The organism is Sphingorhabdus rigui (assembly GCF_014196595.1).
Lineage (GTDB): Bacteria > Pseudomonadota > Alphaproteobacteria > Sphingomonadales > Sphingomonadaceae > Sphingorhabdus_B > Sphingorhabdus_B rigui.
In genome coordinates this window covers 1,197,050-1,214,188 of sequence record NZ_JACIEA010000001.1, presented here as the reverse complement: position 1 = coordinate 1,214,188, position 17,139 = coordinate 1,197,050, and the positions used below count along the sequence as shown (strand labels likewise).

The 17,139-nt window shown below is 55.6% G+C and carries 16 protein-coding genes; 9 read left to right on the top strand and 7 right to left on the bottom strand.

The annotated features are described in order from the left end of the window. Positions 1-2 precede the first annotated feature (2 nt). A complete protein-coding gene (locus GGR91_RS05505) occupies positions 3-959 on the bottom strand; it encodes a sodium-dependent bicarbonate transport family permease (RefSeq protein ID WP_246337055.1) in 957 nt (318 codons plus the stop codon). 78 nt (positions 960-1,037) lie between these two features. Here GGR91_RS05505 and lipA point away from each other — a divergent pair, with 78 nt between their 5' ends. Both lipA and GGR91_RS05495 read left to right on the top strand, forming a co-directional pair. Next, entirely contained in the window at positions 1,038-1,964 is a 927-nt protein-coding gene (gene lipA / locus GGR91_RS05500) for a lipoyl synthase (protein WP_183940818.1), read from the top strand. 8 nt (positions 1,965-1,972) lie between these two features. Beyond that, positions 1,973-2,431, top strand: a complete 459-nt coding sequence (locus GGR91_RS05495) for a type II toxin-antitoxin system RatA family toxin (protein WP_183940816.1) — start codon at positions 1,973-1,975, stop codon at positions 2,429-2,431. Here the strand turns inward: GGR91_RS05495 and GGR91_RS05490 are convergent. Together GGR91_RS05490 and GGR91_RS05485 are read right to left on the bottom strand one after the other, a co-directional pair. Then, complete coding sequence (locus tag GGR91_RS05490; protein WP_183940814.1) at positions 2,395-2,907, bottom strand: CinA family protein; 513 nt, start codon at positions 2,905-2,907, stop codon at positions 2,395-2,397. The two genes, GGR91_RS05495 and GGR91_RS05490, sit on opposite strands and share 37 nt — an antisense overlap. A gap of 2 nt (positions 2,908-2,909) precedes the next feature. Continuing rightward, complete coding sequence (locus tag GGR91_RS05485) at positions 2,910-4,052, bottom strand: bifunctional 2-C-methyl-D-erythritol 4-phosphate cytidylyltransferase/2-C-methyl-D-erythritol 2,4-cyclodiphosphate synthase (protein WP_183940813.1); 1,143 nt, start codon at positions 4,050-4,052, stop codon at positions 2,910-2,912. Between the two features lie 82 nt (positions 4,053-4,134). Between GGR91_RS05485 and dusB the strand changes: the two genes are divergently transcribed. From dusB to hflX, 7 genes are all read left to right on the top strand, one after another. Next, on the top strand, positions 4,135-5,130 hold the full coding sequence (gene dusB, locus GGR91_RS05480; protein ID WP_183940811.1) for a tRNA dihydrouridine synthase DusB: 996 nt from the start codon (positions 4,135-4,137) through the stop codon (positions 5,128-5,130). 3 nt (positions 5,131-5,133) lie between these two features. Next, positions 5,134-6,225, top strand: a complete 1,092-nt coding sequence (locus GGR91_RS05475) for a two-component system sensor histidine kinase NtrB (protein ID WP_183940809.1) — start codon at positions 5,134-5,136, stop codon at positions 6,223-6,225. Continuing rightward, on the top strand, positions 6,222-7,643 hold the full coding sequence (locus GGR91_RS05470; RefSeq protein WP_183940807.1) for a sigma 54-interacting transcriptional regulator: 1,422 nt from the start codon (positions 6,222-6,224) through the stop codon (positions 7,641-7,643). The genes GGR91_RS05475 and GGR91_RS05470 overlap by 4 nt, the downstream gene beginning before the upstream one ends. Before the next feature lie 82 nt (positions 7,644-7,725). After that, positions 7,726-9,990 carry a sensor histidine kinase gene (locus tag GGR91_RS05465; protein ID WP_183940805.1) on the top strand — a complete coding sequence of 755 codons (2,265 nt, stop codon included), beginning with the start codon at positions 7,726-7,728 and terminating at the stop codon, positions 9,988-9,990. A gap of 1 nt (position 9,991) precedes the next feature. Continuing rightward, on the top strand, positions 9,992-11,392 hold the full coding sequence (gene ntrX / locus GGR91_RS05460; protein WP_183940803.1) for a nitrogen assimilation response regulator NtrX: 1,401 nt from the start codon (positions 9,992-9,994) through the stop codon (positions 11,390-11,392). A gap of 112 nt (positions 11,393-11,504) precedes the next feature. After that, positions 11,505-12,002 (top strand): RNA chaperone Hfq, encoded by a 498-nt coding sequence (gene hfq / locus GGR91_RS05455; RefSeq protein ID WP_183940801.1) that lies wholly within the window; start codon positions 11,505-11,507, stop codon positions 12,000-12,002. Beyond that, complete coding sequence (hflX, locus tag GGR91_RS05450) at positions 11,999-13,324, top strand: GTPase HflX (protein ID WP_183940799.1); 1,326 nt, start codon at positions 11,999-12,001, stop codon at positions 13,322-13,324. The genes hfq and hflX overlap by 4 nt, the downstream gene beginning before the upstream one ends. Here the strand turns inward: hflX and mazG are convergent, their stop codons facing one another. The 4 genes from mazG to metG all read right to left on the bottom strand — a co-directional run bounded on the left by mazG (position 13,325) and on the right by metG (position 17,122). After that, positions 13,325-14,101, bottom strand: coding sequence for a nucleoside triphosphate pyrophosphohydrolase (gene mazG, locus GGR91_RS05445; protein WP_183940797.1), 777 nt, complete (start codon positions 14,099-14,101; stop codon positions 13,325-13,327). A gap of 77 nt (positions 14,102-14,178) precedes the next feature. Beyond that, positions 14,179-14,781 (bottom strand): retropepsin-like aspartic protease family protein, encoded by a 603-nt coding sequence (locus GGR91_RS05440; RefSeq protein ID WP_183940796.1) that lies wholly within the window; start codon positions 14,779-14,781, stop codon positions 14,179-14,181. Beyond that, positions 14,778-15,554 (bottom strand): TatD family hydrolase, encoded by a 777-nt coding sequence (locus tag GGR91_RS05435; RefSeq protein WP_183940794.1) that lies wholly within the window; start codon positions 15,552-15,554, stop codon positions 14,778-14,780. Before GGR91_RS05435 ends, GGR91_RS05440 begins: the two co-directional genes overlap by 4 nt. Next, entirely contained in the window at positions 15,554-17,122 is a 1,569-nt protein-coding gene (gene metG, locus GGR91_RS05430; RefSeq protein ID WP_183940792.1) for a methionine--tRNA ligase, read from the bottom strand. The genes GGR91_RS05435 and metG overlap by 1 nt, the downstream gene beginning before the upstream one ends. Positions 17,123-17,139: the final 17 nt, after the last annotated feature.

The following is a 17,139-nucleotide window of genomic DNA, read 5'->3' as shown; positions in this document are numbered from 1 at the left end:
AATCATCCTATTGCTTTGGCGAATGCCGCAAAAATGCTGATGCCAAAGATGATGTTGAAAGGAAAGGTCACGCCAAGTGACATGCTGAGGTAAATGCCGGGGTCGGCTTTCGGCAGGGCAAGCCGCATCGCTGCCGGAACGGCAATGTACGAGGCACTTGCCGCCAAGATGCCAAGCGTAGCGGCCGAGGCTACGTCCAGACCAACCAATGTTCCGACAAATGTACCAATTGCGCCGTTTAACGAAGGTATCACAATAGCGAGGCTAACCAAGCGGAGGTTCATTTTACGTGACTGCATGAGCCGCCGTGCTGCGATCAGCCCCATATCGAGCAGGAACAAGCACAGCACGCCGCGGAAGCCGGTATCGAACAGTGGCTTGATGGGTGCGAAGCCATCGCTGCCGGCAACAATACCAATGATAAAGCTGCCGACCAAAATCATAACCGAGGCGTTGGTGAGGACTTCGTGCCATGGCGTGGAGGATTTTTCGCTCGCGTCTTTGTCGCCACGCCGCGCAAGCATGAGGCCGGAAATAATGGCCGGGGTTTCCATCAATGCAAGAACGGCGACCATATAGCCTGCCGGGCCTAAACCTTGGCCGGTGAGAATTTCCTTTGCGGTCACAAACGTAACCACGCTGACTGAACCATAATGTGCGGCAACCGCGCCGGCATCGACTTTGGAAAGCCCGCCAAATTGCCGAAGCAAAGCAAATGCGATGACCGGCAGCAGAAAGCTGAGGGCAAGGCCTGCCAACGCGGCAGCGGCCACTTCTGCAGTGACCCCGCTGTTCGCAACCTCAACGCCGCCCTTTAAGCCAATGGCCGCCATCAGATAGATGGACATGGCTTTTGCGAAGGCTTCGGGAATACTGAGGTCGGATTTAAGTGCGGCAGCAACAAAGCCGAGAACGAAAAACAATATTACCGGCGAGGTTAGGGTGTCGATTATCATCATAGCCTCTTTGCAGATTTTGCAACCCATAGCAGGCAAGTTGCAGTTGGCAAGTTGAGGCGCGGCGGCTATTCGAACGGCATGAACGTTCCGATATCGATACCCGAGCGCCCCGTGCGCGAACGCAAGCCGGATTGGATCCGCGTTAAGGCACCTACTGGCGCGGGTTTTAACGAGACCCGCAAGCTGATGCGGGACTTGAACTTGAACACCGTGTGCGAAGAGGCGGCTTGCCCAAATATCGGGGAATGTTGGACCAAAAAGCACGCGACGGTGATGATCCTTGGCGATGTGTGCACCCGGGCATGTGCCTTTTGTAACGTCAAAACCGGAATGCCGCGCGCTGTCGATCCGTTAGAGCCAGAGCATGTGGCGATTGCGGCCGCGAAAATGGGCCTTGAACATATCGTCATTACATCGGTTGATCGTGACGATTTGCCTGATGGTGGCGCGAGCCAATTTGTGAAGGTGATCGAAGCGCTGCGTCGCAACACACCGAACACCACGATTGAAATCCTGACGCCGGATTTCCGGAACAAGGCGCAAGCCGCCGTTGAGGCCATCGTGACGGCGCGGCCTGATGTGTACAACCACAATCTGGAGACTGTTCCGCGCCTCTATCCGACTATCCGGCCCGGTGCGCGTTATTACGCATCGCTGCGTTTGCTGGAGACCGTAAAGCGCCACGACCCCTCCATTTTTACCAAGTCGGGCGTCATGCTTGGTTTGGGCGAAGAGCGGATGGAAGTGCATCAGGTCATGGATGACATGCGCAGCGCAGATATCGACTTCCTAACGATGGGCCAATATTTGCAGCCAACGCCGAAGCACACAAAGGTGATGGACTTTGTGACGCCTGCGGCATTTGACGCTTATGCGGCGATTGCCCGTGCGAAGGGTTTCTTGCTTGTTGCAGCCAGCCCGCTCACGCGGTCGAGCTATCACGCGGGCGATGATTTTGCGAAAATGCGCGACGCGCGCGCGGCGCAGTTGGCCAAAAAGCGGTAACAGCCCGAATGCCGCATCATCACGAACGCCGTCATTTGCCGCATAGTGCGGAACAGATGTACAATCTGGTGGCCGATGTGGCGCGCTATCCCGAATTTTTACCCTGGGTCAGTGCCATCCGTATTCGCAAGGACGAAGAGGGCGAGATGCTGGCGGACATGATTGTCGGCTTCAAATCCCTTCGGGAAACCTTCAGCAGCCGGGTCGTCAAAACCCCGCATTCGTCGATTGTCGTGGATTATCTCGACGGTCCAATGAAGCATTTGCATAACGCTTGGACATTTGAAGATGTCGCGGGCGGCGGATCAATCGTGGATTTCACCGTTGATTTTTCATTCCGCAACCGTGTGTTTGAGGCACTGGCCGGACAGTTTTTTGATTCAGCCCTGCGCAAAATGACGACGGCCTTTATCGACCGTGCCGATGAGCTTTACGGGGCAGGCGGCAGCAAGAGCTCAAGCGCGTAAAGCGTTGCAAAGGCGCGGATATCAGCGCGGCTTTTATCTGCACCAAATGCTTTTTTATCGCCGACCACATCTTCGGGATTTTGCCCTTTCAACGCGACTGCAAAGACGACGGTGCCCACGGGCTTGTTTGCGGTCCCGCCATCAGGTCCAGCCACGCCGCTGATCGCCACGGCAATGTCTGCGCCACTTTTCTTTAACGCGCCCTGCGCCATCGCCCATGCGACGGCGACCGACACAGCACCAAAGGTGTCGATAATATCTTCATTGACGCCCAGCATCGTCATCTTGGCTTCGTTGCTATATGTCACATAGCCAGAGCCCAATATGGCGCTGCTGCCGGGGACTTCGGTGATTGCAGCGCTCACCAGTCCACCCGTGCAGCTTTCAGCGACAGCGACAGTGCGGCCAGCGGCCTTGTTTTCTGCAACAACACGCGCGGCCATTTGCGCGATATCGGCGGGTAAAACGGTTTCCATAATCAATATTTCTCAAAAGTAGCTGTGGCCTGCGCAGCGATGCCTTCGCCGCGGCCTGTAAAACCCAGCATCTCGGTGGTTGTTGCCTTTACCGATATACAATCGATATCAACAGCCATTATTTCGGCCAGCCGTTGCCGCATCTGTCCCCGGAAGGGACCAATTTTCGGGCGTTCGCAAATGATGGTCACGTCGGCATTGGCGAGCGCATAGCCATCGTCGCGGGCGAGCTGCATCGCATAGGCCAGAAATCGGTCTGATGATGCCCCGCGCCATTGCGGGTCCGTCGGCGGAAAATGGTCGCCAATGTCGCCCTTGGCGATGGCGCCCAAGATCGCATCGGTGAGCGCATGCATGGCGACGTCCGCATCGCTGTGCCCGGCAAGACCTTTGTCATGCGGAATAAGCACGCCGCACAGCCACAGTTCGGCGTCGGGAACAAGGCGATGCACGTCAAATCCATTGCCACTTCGAAATGACGGCATAGTCGATCCTGCAAAATCGGTTGAAAAGGTGAATTTGTTGAGCGCTTCTGATCCCGGAACGATACGAACCTGCCCACCACGGGCCATCAGCATGCGGGCGTCATCGGTGGGCTCGTCGCCGGTCCAATCTTCGTGCGCGGCCAAAATATCGGCAAAGGCGAAGGCCTGCGGCGTTTGAATGCGCCACAAATGTGCGCGGTCGACGGTTTCGGACAGATTCTGATCGCCTCTGGAAAGGCTATCGACAACGGGCAGGGCAGGAACAGCGCCGGGCGCTTCGTCGAGTGCTTTGATTAAGTCGTCAATGACCGTGCTGGGCAGAAATGGCCGCGCGGCGTCGTGGATCAGGATCCGGTCGGCATCCCCATCGGTTGCAATCGCCTTTAAGCCCAAGCGAACGCTTTCCCGCCGTGTCGCGCCGCCCTGAACAAAGATAGCCGCGGGCAGGCCGTGCAGAGCTGCAAAAGCCTCGGCCTCTTGGCCCGCGCCAATAGCCACATAGACCTTGGAAATCGATGGATGCGCGGACAGCGCTTCATAGCTGTGCCGCAGCATGGGTTTGCCGCGTACCGGACGAAATTGTTTGGGGATATCTCCGCCCACGCGACTTCCAGAGCCAGCGGCAAGTATGAGCGCAACGGTGATGGGTACAGTTACCATAGCCGCGCTCTAGCGACAGCACACTTGCCCGCCAAGCCGAAAGCGGGTAACGGCCTGCCTAAATTTTAGGCAAGTTTTGAAAATGCAGCTGAAACCTATCCAAATCGGCAATATTGAAATCAATTGTCCCGTCATTTTGGCGCCGATGACGGGCGTCACCGATATGCCATTTCGCAAAATCGTCCGGCAATTTGGCTCTGGCTTAAACGTGACCGAGATGATTGCGAGCCAAGCGATGATCCGCGAAACGCGCCAAAGCATCCAAAAATGCGAGTGGGATGCAATTGAAGAGCCTGTGTCGATGCAGTTGGCAGGCTGCGCGCCTTATGAAATGGGTGAGGCGGCAAAGCTGAACGAAGATCGCGGCGCGGCGATTATCGATATCAACATGGGTTGCCCCGTTAAAAAGGTGGTGAACGGCGATGCCGGCTCTGCATTGATGCGCGACCTGCCACTGGCGGCCAGCTTGATCGAGGCGACGGTGAAGGCCGTATCCGTGCCGGTTACCGTCAAGATGCGGATGGGCTGGGACCATAATAGCCTGAACGCGCCTGAACTCGCGCGTATTGCCGAAGACCTTGGCGCAAAGATGATCACCGTCCACGGCCGCACCCGCAACCAGATGTACAAGGGCTCGGCTGACTGGGCATTTGTGCGCAAGGTGAAAGACGCGGTATCGCTGCCGGTCATCGTCAATGGCGATATCTGCACCATCGAAGATGCGCGCAATGCGCTGGAACAAAGTGGTGCAGATGGCGTGATGGTCGGTCGCGGCGCTTATGGAAAGCCGTGGCTCTTAGGTCAGATGATGCATTGGTTCCGGACCGGGCAGACCATCGCCGAGCCCGATATTGATGCCCAGTTCCACCTGATCATGGACCATTATCGCGCCATGCTCGATCATTATGGCGGCGAAGTCGGCCTTCGCATCGCGCGCAAACATATCGGTTGGTATACCAAGGGGCTGAATGGTTCAGCCGAGTTTCGCAATTTCGTGAACCGCATCGATGATCCCGATGTAGTGATTGACGAGCTGACACGTTTTTACGAACCGTTCCTGACGCGGTCGGCCGCCTGATAGATGTCCCAAATTACGCATCGCCCCGAATTTAGCCAAATGCTGGCGAGTATTGCGGTGCCGGTGCTTTTGATCTCGCCTGATCATCTTATCACTTATGCCAATGATGCGAGCGAAGCCTTTTTTGGCCGAAGCCGCCGGCGGCTTGAGGGGCATCGGATTGACGAGGCGCTGATCTTCGAAAGCGAGCGGATGAATGCGGCTTTGCTCGCGCGTGAGGGCGATATTTCCGCGCAGGATATGGAGCTGAAAACGCCTTATGGTGTAATCATGGTCGATATCAACATATCCGCCGTGGCCAAAGAGCCCGACTGGCGCATCGCCGTCATATCCCCGCGCAATGGGGGCCGCGAACATATTGGGGACCAGCGTGACTCCGGGCAGCAGCAGGCCATGGGCGCGCCTGCGATTTTGGGGCATGAAATCAAAAACCCCTTGGCGGGCATAAAGGGCGCGGCACAATTGCTGGCGCGTCAGGTCGATGAAAAAAGCCGGGCGTTGACCGAGCTTATTGTCAACGAAGTTGACCGCATCGCCCGCTTGCTGGACCAAATGCAAAAGCTGGGGCGGTCGGAGCGGCCCGAACTGGCGCCGGCAAATATCCATTTGTTGATTGAGCGCGCCATTCGTTCGCTGCGCGCGGCCAACCGCGCCATGCCCGAAATTTCCATCAACTATGATCCGTCGCTGCCCGATGTGTATATCGATGCCGATGGGATGGTTCAGGTGCTCATCAACCTCCTGCAAAACGCCATCGACGCGCTGAATGGGCGTCTTGACGGCGTGATTGGCATTTCGACGCGTTATGTGATGAGCGGCGCGCTGCGCGACACAGATATTGACCGGCGCGCCATTAAATTGCCCGTTGAAATCGCGATATCCGACAATGGCGCTGGCGTGCCCGATCATATTGTCGACGAACTGTTTTCGCCATTCGTGACAACAAAACGTGACGGGCAGGGGCTTGGCCTCGCCATTGTGCGCAAGCTTGTGCAGCAAATGAACAGCAGGGTCTTGTTCGAACGCGATCATGCCCTTGGACAAACCACATTCCGGCTTTTGCTTCCGGTAGCTTCAGGGAAGGCAAGCGCATGAAGCCAGCAAAGGTTCTTATTGTCGAAGATGACGCGTCCATCGGTCTGGTCGTATGTGCCGCGCTTGAGGCGGAGAATATCGAAACACAAATTTGCGACACCGTGGCGGCGCGCGATGCGGCACTTGCCAATGGCCATTTCGACCTGATGCTGACCGATGTCGTTTTGAAAGACAGCGACGGATTATCCACGCTGAAAGAAATATTAGCGCGCACGCCCGACATGCCCGTCATCATCATGTCTGCGCAAAACACGCTTGAGACAGCGGTGCGTGCCAGCGAGATTGATGCATTTGAATATTTCCCAAAGCCGTTTGATCTCAACGACCTTGTCTTGGCTGTAAAGCAAGGCATCGAAAAACGCCGCTCAACCGCCTCTGACCCGTTTGAGGCCTTAAGCGAAGCCAATCTGCCGATGATTGGACGCAGTGCGGCGATGCAGGATGTATACCGCATGGTGGCGCGCCTGTTGCGGAATGACCTGTCGGTCCTGATTTCGGGTGAAAGCGGAACGGGCAAGGAACTGGTGGCCGAAGCGATCCATAATCTGGGGCACCGCAAAACCGGGCCCTTTGTCGCGGTCAACATGGCCGCGATCCCGAGCGAGTTAATCGAAGCAGAGCTTTTTGGTCACGAAAAAGGCGCGTTTACCGGCGCTGTCGGTCAATCGATTGGTCGGTTTGAACAGGCGCAAGGCGGGACATTATTCCTCGACGAAATTGGTGACATGCCGATGCACGCACAGACGCGGCTTTTGCGTGCGCTGCAAAGCGGTGTCATTAGCCGTATTGGCGGGAAAGCGAGCATTCGCCTTGATGTCCGCATCGTCGCTGCGACCAACCAGAACCTGGCCGCTTTGATCGAAAAGGGCGGGTTTCGAGAGGATCTGTTTTACCGCTTAAACGTCGTGCCCATTGAGATGCCACCGCTGCGCGACCGCACGGAAGACATCGGCCTGCTTGCACAGCATTTCCTGATGATGGCGGCCAAGGACGGCCTTCCAATGCGCAAAATCGACGATGGGGCTGTTGGCCAATTGATGGCGATGCCCTGGCGCGGGAATATCCGCGAGTTAAAAAACCTTATTTATCGCCTGGCATTATTGTGCCGCGAAGATACGATCACCGAAAGCACGATCCACCAGTTTGTGGAACCTGCGCAGGATGCTGATCTGCCCATTCAAGGCGCGAGCTTCGAAGCGGCGGTTGCCCAATTCCTGCGAGATCAAAAACAGCGCGGGCATTTGCGCGAAAAGCTATATCCACGCGCCTTGGCCCAGTTTGAAATTCCGTTGCTGCAGCATGTGATGAAGCAAGTGAAAGGCAACCAGCTTAAAGCCGCAGCCTTGCTTGGCATCAACCGCAACACGCTGCGTAAAAAACTGACCGATTACGGGATTGGTCCCGCCGGAGGACGCTAGAACGGTGTTTGGCCAAGATGCATAGCGTTTGAGGAGCAATTTTGTGCTTTTCAGGTAACGCAATGAGTGCCACAGTGTCTTTATGGCAACAATCGGATTAGCGGAGGAAACAGGTTCACCTTCCGCCGTCCGTCGTCTTTTTGAATGGCTTGCCGATCTGTTGGGTAACAGCCAATCGATCAAATTTCTGGAAATTGCCAGTGCGGTGATGGTTGTCGTTGCGGGCGTTGTGACCGCGATATTGCTCATCGACCAAGGGCCGCAATCGGAGCCGTTGGCGCCCGCTGCCTCCGCAACCATGCTGGTCAGTAACCTGTTGCCAGCAACATTGCTTGTTGTGCTCTTCGGGCGGCGTGTGGCGCTCAAGCGGGCGGAGAATAGCAACATTGGCAGCAAGCAATTGCTGCACGTCCGTCTGGTGGCAATATTTTCGGCGATTACGGCGGTTCCAACGGTGCTTTTGGTTATCTTTGCCTCATTGCTGTTCCAAAGCGGGGTGCAATTCTGGTTTTCGGGCTCCGCGCGCGGCATGCTCGAAAATGCGGGCGAGCTGGCCAAGGGCTATTATGAAGTAAATGCGAAAGATGTCGGCGACGAAACCCTTACTATGGCGGGGGATTTCCGGAATGCTTTGGGCCAGACCAATCCCGATGATCCGGCTTTCCTGAGCTATTATCTCGAACAGGTCTTCAGGCGCCGATTAAGCGAGTCTGCCATCGTTTCCGTTGGCGCTGACGGGGTTCAGCGGACGGAGGCGGTCGCAACTGAAAATGACGATAGAAAGCAAGACTGGATTGCCCGTGACATACTCGCCAAATTAAATGCAGGTGAGGGCGTTGTTATCGCCAATCGTGCAGACCGGATCGAAGCCGTCACGGTCTTGTTCGATACGCCCCGCAGTTATCTCTATACCAGTCGGGCTTTGTCCGTGCCTTCATTTGCGCTCGGCGAAAAGGCCCAGTCCGTTTTGCAAGACTATGACAAAATGGTCGCGCGTTCGCGGGCGTTGCAAATCCAGTTCAACCTCGCGCTCTATTTTGTGTCGCTGATGATTATTGGCATCACGCTGTGGATTGCCCTGCGCGTCGCTGACCGGTTGGTGAAGCCGGTCAACAATCTGGTGGATGCCGCGCAAAGGATTGCCGATGGCGACCTATCTGCGCGGGTCACCGAGGATCAATTTCGCGATGATGAAGTGGGCTTCCTGTCGCAATCGTTCAACCGTATGACCGCGCGACTGCAGGAGCAAACGGGCGTGTTGCTGGCCACCAACCATCAATTGGGCGAGCGGCGTTTGTTTATCGAGGCTGTGCTGGAATCGGTATCGGCAGGTGTGGTTTCGGTCGATGGCAATGGCGTGGTCCAACTGGCGAATTCCACCGCGGAAAAACTGCTGAAGCATGACTCGGACAGTATTGTCGGCCAAAAGTTTGAAGTGGTTGCGCCAGCGCTCGCCGCCTTGGCTAGCGAAAGCCCGCGGGGTGTCGTGCAGCTTGGCGATGGGCCAGAGCCGCTGACGGTTGCGGTCACGGTGTCTCCACGCGAGCAGGGCAGTGTGGTAACCTTTGAAGACATCAGTCAGCAGCTTGCCGATCAACGCCGCGCTGCATGGTCCGATGTGGCCCGACGGATTGCGCATGAAATCAAAAACCCGCTCACGCCTATCCAATTGGCAGCAGAGCGTCTTCAGCGTCGCTTCGGCAAGCATATTGCCCAAGATGAAGCGATATTCGCGCAGCTGACGAGCACCATCGTGCGCCAAGTTGGGGACTTGCGAAACATTGTCGATGAATTCTCGTCCTTTGCGCGGATGCCAAAGCCATTGTTCCGGTCGGAAAATGTGCACGACATTGTGGGGCATGCTGTGTTCATGTTTGAGGTTGCACATCCGGATATCAGCTTCACCTATAATCAGGATGGCCCGTTCCCGACATTGATCTCCGACCGACGCCAATTGGGGCAGGCGATCACGAACATTCTGAAAAATGCGGTTGAATCGATTGAAGAGAAAAAGAAAATGGTCGAAGTCGACGGCGCGATCGTCGTCGATCTGGTCGTTGACGACGGTGGTTTAATCATTCGAATATCGGACAATGGCATTGGTTTGCCGTCGGATCGTCAGCGGATCATGGAACCCTATATCACCAATCGTGCAACCGGTTCGGGGCTTGGCCTCGCCATCGTTAAGAAAATTATTGAAGAACATTTTGGAGAGATTTCTCTGTCAGACAACCATCCAGAAGGCGCAGTTGTGACGTTGAAATTCAATCCGGAAATCGTAGCATTGCGGGTGGGGAAGTTGAACGCGGCCCCGCCAGCATCCAATTCAGATGAGGTTATGGGCTAATATGGCACTCGACATACTGATTGTAGACGACGAGCAAGACATTCGGGACTTGGTCTCGGGTGTCCTTGATGATGAAGGATATGGCACGAGAACCGCCGCCTCGGCCGATGAGGCCTTGGCCGCATTGGACGAGCGGTTGCCGTCGCTTATCCTTCTGGACGTATGGCTGCGCGGGTCGTCCATGGACGGCATCGAGCTGCTGCGTGCGATCAAGCTACGCGATCCGCAGATTCCCGTCATCGTCTTTTCCGGGCATGGCAATATCGACACCGCCGTTGCCGCCATTGGCCATGGTGCGGCAGACTTTATCGAAAAGCCATTTGAGGCAAGTAAGCTTCTGCATTTGGTATCCAAAGCGACCGAGACCGAACGCCTTCGCGCGGAAAACGCGGCGCTAAAGGCGCGGGTAGGGCATTCGGAAGAACTCACCGGATCATCCGCGGCGATCAACGCGGTGCGCGCAACTTTGAAGAAAGTCGCGGGCACAGGCAGCCGGATGCTTATCACGGGCCCTGCTGGCGTTGGGAAAGAGGTTGCGGCCCGTTTGCTCCATAGCTGGAGCCCGCGTTCAGACTCCGCCTTTGTCTCGGTGAGCGCGGCCCGCTTATCCCCAGAGCGCTTTGATGAAGAGCTGTTCGGTATCGAAAAAGATGGCCGGCTTGTGCAAGCTGGCATGTTGGAAAAGGCGCATGGCGGCACGTTGTTTCTCGACGAAGTTGCGGACATGCCGTGGACCACACAGGGTAAGATTTTGCGTGTTTTAACCGACCAAAGCTTTGTGCGGGTAGGGGGCGACCGGCAAATCCGCGTTGATGTGCGCTTTGTCTCCGCCACTGCGCGTGATTTGGCGATTGAGATTGTGGAGGGGCGCTTTCGCGAGGATCTTTTCTATCGCCTAAATGTTGTCCCCGTTGAAATTCCGCCATTGTCTGGCCGTCGGGAGGATATTCCGGATCTCGCCAATCATTATGCGGCGCGCTTCGCTTCGGAACATCGCATTCCACCGCCCTATTTTTCGGATGACGCCATGGCCGCGCTTCAGGCGTGTGAGTGGCCGGGAAATGTCCGCCAGTTGCGCAATATCATTGAACGGACGATCATATTGGCACCCGCAAACCGGGTCCACACGATTGACGCGGACATGCTGCCGTCGGAAGTCATCAACAGCTATGAAGGCACGGAGCATAATGTCACGTCGCTGATGGGCGCGCCCTTGCGTGAGGCGCGCGAAGCGTTTGAACGCGAATATCTGCGTGTTCAGATTAAACGCTTTTCAGGCAATATTTCAAAGACGGCGGCCTTTGTCGGGATGGAGCGTTCTGCACTGCATCGCAAGCTCAAGCTGCTGGGCATTTCCGTGCGGAAAAACGGTCTGGAGGTTGAAGAAGACAGCGACGCATGAGTCCAATTGCGCCGTCTGCACACCTCGTGTATACGCGCTTTTACGTCGGCTCACTCCCTTTCAGGGTCTCCCGTTAAGCCGAGCACAACAAAAATATAATCGGATAATAATAATGACTGAAAAGAATAACGGACTGCAAGATCTGTTTCTGAACTCGCTGAGAAAATCAAAAACACCGGTAACCATGTTTTTGGTCAAAGGTGTAAAGCTTCAAGGCGTAGTCACCTGGTTTGACAATTTTTCGGTGCTTTTGCGCCGTGATGGTATGTCCCAGCTGGTCTATAAGCACAGCATTTCCACGATTATGCCATCGGTTTCGCCCGATCGGTCGGTGTTTGATGACATGATGAGCCGGACCAGCCACCGTGTGGGCATGCTGCAGGATGTGTTCTTGCATGCGATGTGCGACAAGAATGAACCGGTTACCACCTTCCTCGTCAATGGGGTCATGCTTCAGGGCGGTATTGCGGCCTATGACCTGTTTTCGGTTCTGCTGGAACGCGATGGCACGACGCAATTGGTCTATAAGCATGCCATATCGACTATTCAGCCTGCACATCCTGTAAATCTCGCCGAATATAATCAAGGCGTGGATGAGGATGATATTTGAGCGTTTTTGAACGTAGCGAAACCGACGAATTTGCGCGCGGTGCGCGTGCGTTGGTCATTTACCCCGAATTGCCCGGACGGGCTTCGGTGGGCCCAGAGGCGCGGCTTGCCGAAGCAGAGGGCCTTGCATTGGCCATTGGCCTGAATGTCGTCCAGAAAAAGCATTTTCGCGTGCGTTCGCCGCGCGCGGTTACGTTGCTTGGCGGCGGGCAGGTGGAGGAAATCGCGCAGATAGGGCGGGACTTGGAAATCGACCTGTTGATCGTCGATGCGTCTTTGACTGCCATTCAACAGCGCAATCTGGAAGAACGCACCGGGTTGAAAACGATTGACCGTACCGGGCTCATCCTCGAAATTTTTGGCGAGCGTGCGGCAACAGCCGAAGGACGGTTGCAGGTTGAGCTGGCCCATTTGGATTATCAAGCCGGTCGCTTGGTGCGCAGTTGGACGCACTTGGAACGGCAGCGCGGGGGCTTTGGCTTTTTGGGCGGCCCGGGCGAGACGCAGATTGAGGCCGACCGTCGGATGATCCGCGACCGGATGGCCCGTTTGCGCCGCGAGCTTGAGGAAGTGAAACGGACGCGTTCGTTGCACCGTGCGCGCCGCAAAAGGGCGCCATGGCCCGTGATCGCGTTGGTTGGCTATACCAATGCCGGCAAGTCGACCCTGTTCAACAGCCTGACCCGCGCGACGGTGTTGGCCGAGGATATGCTGTTTGCGACGCTTGATCCCACCATGCGCGAAATTTCCTTGCCGGGGGTGGAAAAGGCGATTTTGTCGGACACCGTTGGATTTGTCTCCGACCTGCCGACGCAATTGGTCGCGGCGTTCCGCGCCACGCTCGAAGAAGTGATCTCGGCGGATATCATTGTGCATGTGCGCGATATCTCGCACAGCGAAACCGATGCGCAACGTGATGATGTCCTCCAAATCCTGCGCGATTTGGGCGTTCTGGATGGTGATGATGCCGCAAACCAACCGCGGATGTTGGAGGTCTGGAACAAGATTGACCTGCTCGATGCCGAAAAACGCGAGGATCTGTCGGCGCTTGCCCGGCGTCATGACGATGTACTGATGATCTCGGCGCAGACGGGCGAGGGGGTTGATGCCTTTAAGGCGCATCTGTCCGCGCTGATTGCCAAGGGCAATCTTGTCCGGTCCGTTCGATTGAAGGTCAGCGATGGCGCGGCGCTCGCATGGCTTCACGCGCGGGGCACCATCAACAGCCAGATTGTGGATGAGGACCTCGTAACCGTCGAAGCCTCGCTCAGCCGCCAATTATGGGGCCAATTCGATAAGCAGTTCGCCCAAATAGAGGCCTGATTATTTCGATTCCTTGGCCTTTGCCTGTTGCCAAAGATCTTCTTTTTCATCGAGCGACAGCGATGCGAACCGCGCGCCAGCGGAATCTTCCATATCGCGAAAGCGGCGTTCGAACTTTGCATTTGCGGACTTGAGCGCGGTTTCGGCATCGACGTCATGAAAGCGGGCGAAGTTGACAACGGCGAACAACAAATCACCAATTTCTTCGGCAACATGTTCCGCCGAAGTTGCTACGCCAACTTCTTCTAATTCCTCAATAATTTTGTCGCGCGCGCCGGATTGGTCGGGCCAATCAAAGCCGGTTCTGGCGGCGCGTTTCTGAATTTTTTGCGCACGTAATAATGCGGGGAGGGCGCGGGCGACGCCTGCTAAGGCGCTGTTATCCGATCCCGCTTCGCGTTCGGTGGCTTTGATCGTTTCCCAATTGTCGGGAATGCTGTTGGTTGGTGCATCTTGTGCACCAAACACATGCGGATGACGGCGGACCATTTTGTCGCAAATGCTTTGGACAACGTCGTTAAAGTCGAACTGGCCGATTTCAGACGCCATCTGGCTGTGGAATACGACTTGGAGGAGCAGATCGCCCAATTCGTCTTTTAGCGCGTCGAGATCGTTGTTCTCAATGGCGTCAGCGACTTCATAGGCTTCTTCGATCGTATATGGCGCAATGGTCGAGAAATCCTGCTCCAGATCCCAAGGGCATCCGGTTTGCGGATCGCGCAACCGCGCCATGATGTCTGTGAGAGGGGTAATATCAGCCTGCATCGGTCCAGCCATAAATAAGTTCGATAATATATATTATGTTAAGTAAGATTGAATAAAGGCAATAGGGGGTGCATTCCACCGACCCATTATCATTGCTTCAACGTCATGACATTTGCCTCAACCTTCCAGCTTTGCATACTGTCGAGAAAGTTCATGCCCAGGACATTCGTGTCGCCGAAACTCTCCGACACCACAACATTATGCTGTCCGATTTCGTGCGTTCCAATCTTCAACGATTGAATGATACCGCGCTGCGCCGTCACGCGGCCATTCGCCGTATTGAGAAATACCGGATATCCATCTGTATCCACTTGTACGCCCGTTTCGCGCGCCGTGCTGGCGTTTACCGCTGTGGTCGTCGCGCCGCTATCGATCATGAACCGCACTGGCTTCCCATTCACGTCGACCTGAAGCCAATAATGGCCGTCATCCTGCCGCCTGATGGTGATTTCTCCGCCGCTCACGCTCTGGCCAGCGGTGCCGGAAATGTCCGCTTTTACGCGCTCCCAGACGGCCTTAAATTCGAATCGGAAGCTGAATATGGCGAACAAAGCCGCGAATATCGCTATCCACGCAAATGCCGCCTTCGCCACATATCCCAATGGCAAACGCCGCGCCGCAAGCGAGCTCATCAACAAGACTATGCAAACGACGCCCCAGATTAACGATGGGCCGTCTTCCATGATATTCATCGTACGGCCTTGGTAAACAGACTGTAGAAATTGTCTGTAGTCTCTTTAGCCAGAATGTCCGCGTCAACACCGCGTAATTGCGCCACGTAACGCGCGGTATCCGCGACAAATGCGGGCTCGCCAGTCTTTCCGCGATGCGGAATTGGCGCCAGAAACGGGGCATCAGTTTCCACAAGCAGCCGGTCCGACGGCAGCCATTTGGCGACCGACTGAAGATCTTGCGCATTTTTGAACGTGACGATGCCCGACAGCGAAATATAGAGGCCAAGGTCCAACGCCGTCCGCGCGAATTCTGCACTTGCGGTGAAGCAATGAATGACGCCGGTGAATGCGCCCTTGGACATTTCGTCGCGCAATATTTCGGCCGTTTCCGCCTCTGCATCGCGTGTGTGAATGATAATGGGAAGCCCGGTGTCCCGCGAAGCCGTTATATGTTCGCGAAACGATAGGCCTTGCTGCGCCCGGTCGCTGTGATCGTAGTAAAAATCGAGCCCGGTTTCGCCAATGGCGACGACACGCGGGTGGGCAGCGCGTTCGATGAGCTTGGCAGCGTCCATGCCTATATGCTGGTCTGCCTCATGCGGGTGAATGCCGACAGATGCCCACACGTCGGGTTCCTGTTCCGCAAGGCCGATAACCTCATCCCACTCGCGTTCGCGGGTCGAAATGTTGAGCATGGCAGACACGCCACAGCCCCTTGCGCGGGCAAGAATCTCGCCCTGCTGCTCGACTAAGCCCTTATAATTCAGATGGCAGTGGGAATCGACGAACATCAGGCCGCAGTCCCCTCCTCCGCTGGCATTTCCAATCGGGGGAACAGCCCTACAGGCTGGGCAATTTGGTAATTGCTCTCGGCCAAAGGTGAATACCAATGCGATCCTGCCGCATCGAAGTTCCGCACTTCAAGGGGAACGCCCATTTGGTCGAGAAGCTTGGTCGCCGACCCGGGAATGATCGGCAAAGCAGCGATGGCCAATTGCGCGATGCAGATGAATAGCGTGGCAAGCACGGTTTCCATACGTTCTGGATCGGTCTTCTTAAGCGCCCATGGCGCTTGCACGTCGACATAGGCGTTGCAGGCAAACACCGCCTGCATCCAGCTTTCTAAGCCCTGAGACATCGCCAAATCTTCGTAATGCGCAGGAATATGCTGCGAAACAGTCGCGCCCACCAAATCCAAAAGCGCATTGTCATCCTCATTATGACCACGAATGGCAGGCAGATAGCCTTCGCAATTTTTGAAGATGAGCGACAATGTCCGCTGCGCCAAATTGCCGAAACTGTTGGCGAGATCGGCATTCACGCGGGTGACAATCGCTTCGGGGCTATAGCTGCCGTCCTGACCGAAGCTGACTTCGCGCAGCAGGAAATAGCGCAACGCATCGACGCCAAACAGCTCCGCAAGCTGCATCGGGTCAACGACATTGCCCAAGGATTTCGACATTTTCTCGCCGCGTGAAAGCAGGAATCCATGTCCGAACACCTGCTTTGGTAATGGCAAGCCAGCCGACATCAAAAATGCGGGCCAATAGACGGTGTGAAAGCGGACAATGTCCTTGCCAATGATATGGACATTGGCCGGCCAGAATTTGCGCCATTCCTCGGTATCGTCGGGAAAGCCAATCGCGGAGATATATGTGGTTAGCGCGTCCAACCAGACATACATGACATGATTTTCGCTGCCGGGAACTTTGACGCCCCAATCGAAACTGGTGCGGGAAACCGACAGGTCTTTCAGGCCGCCCTCAACGAACTTTACCGTTTCATTTTTCCGGCTGTCGGGTCGGATAAAGTCAGGATGCGCGGCATAATATTCGAGCAATGGCTGTTCATATTTCGAAAGACGGAAAAACCAGCTTTCTTCAACCGTCCATTCAACCGGCGTGCCTTGCGGAGAAAGCTTCTGCCCCCCCTCGCCCTCGGTCAGCTCGGTTTCGTCATAATATGCTTCGTCGCGGACCGAATACCATCCTTCATACCGGTCAAGATACAGGTCGCCAGCGGCTTCCAGCCGTTTCCAAATCGCTTGGCTGGCCTTGTGGTGATGGTCCGACGTTGTGCGGCAAAAATGATCAAAGGAAATATCAAGAGTGCTGCACATTTCCTTGAAATAAGACGACATTTCATCGGCAAGATCGCGCGTGGCCTTGCCAGCTGCCCGTGCCGTCTGGTCCATTTTCAGGCCATGCTCATCGGTGCCAGTGACGAAACGCACATCACGGCCCATCAACCGTTGAAACCGCGCAATCGCGTCGGTTGCAATCGCTTCATAGGCATGCCCGATATGCGGCTTGCCATTTGGATAGGCTATGGCGGTGGTAATATAAAAAGGTTCAGACATGTGGACTCTTGTATTTT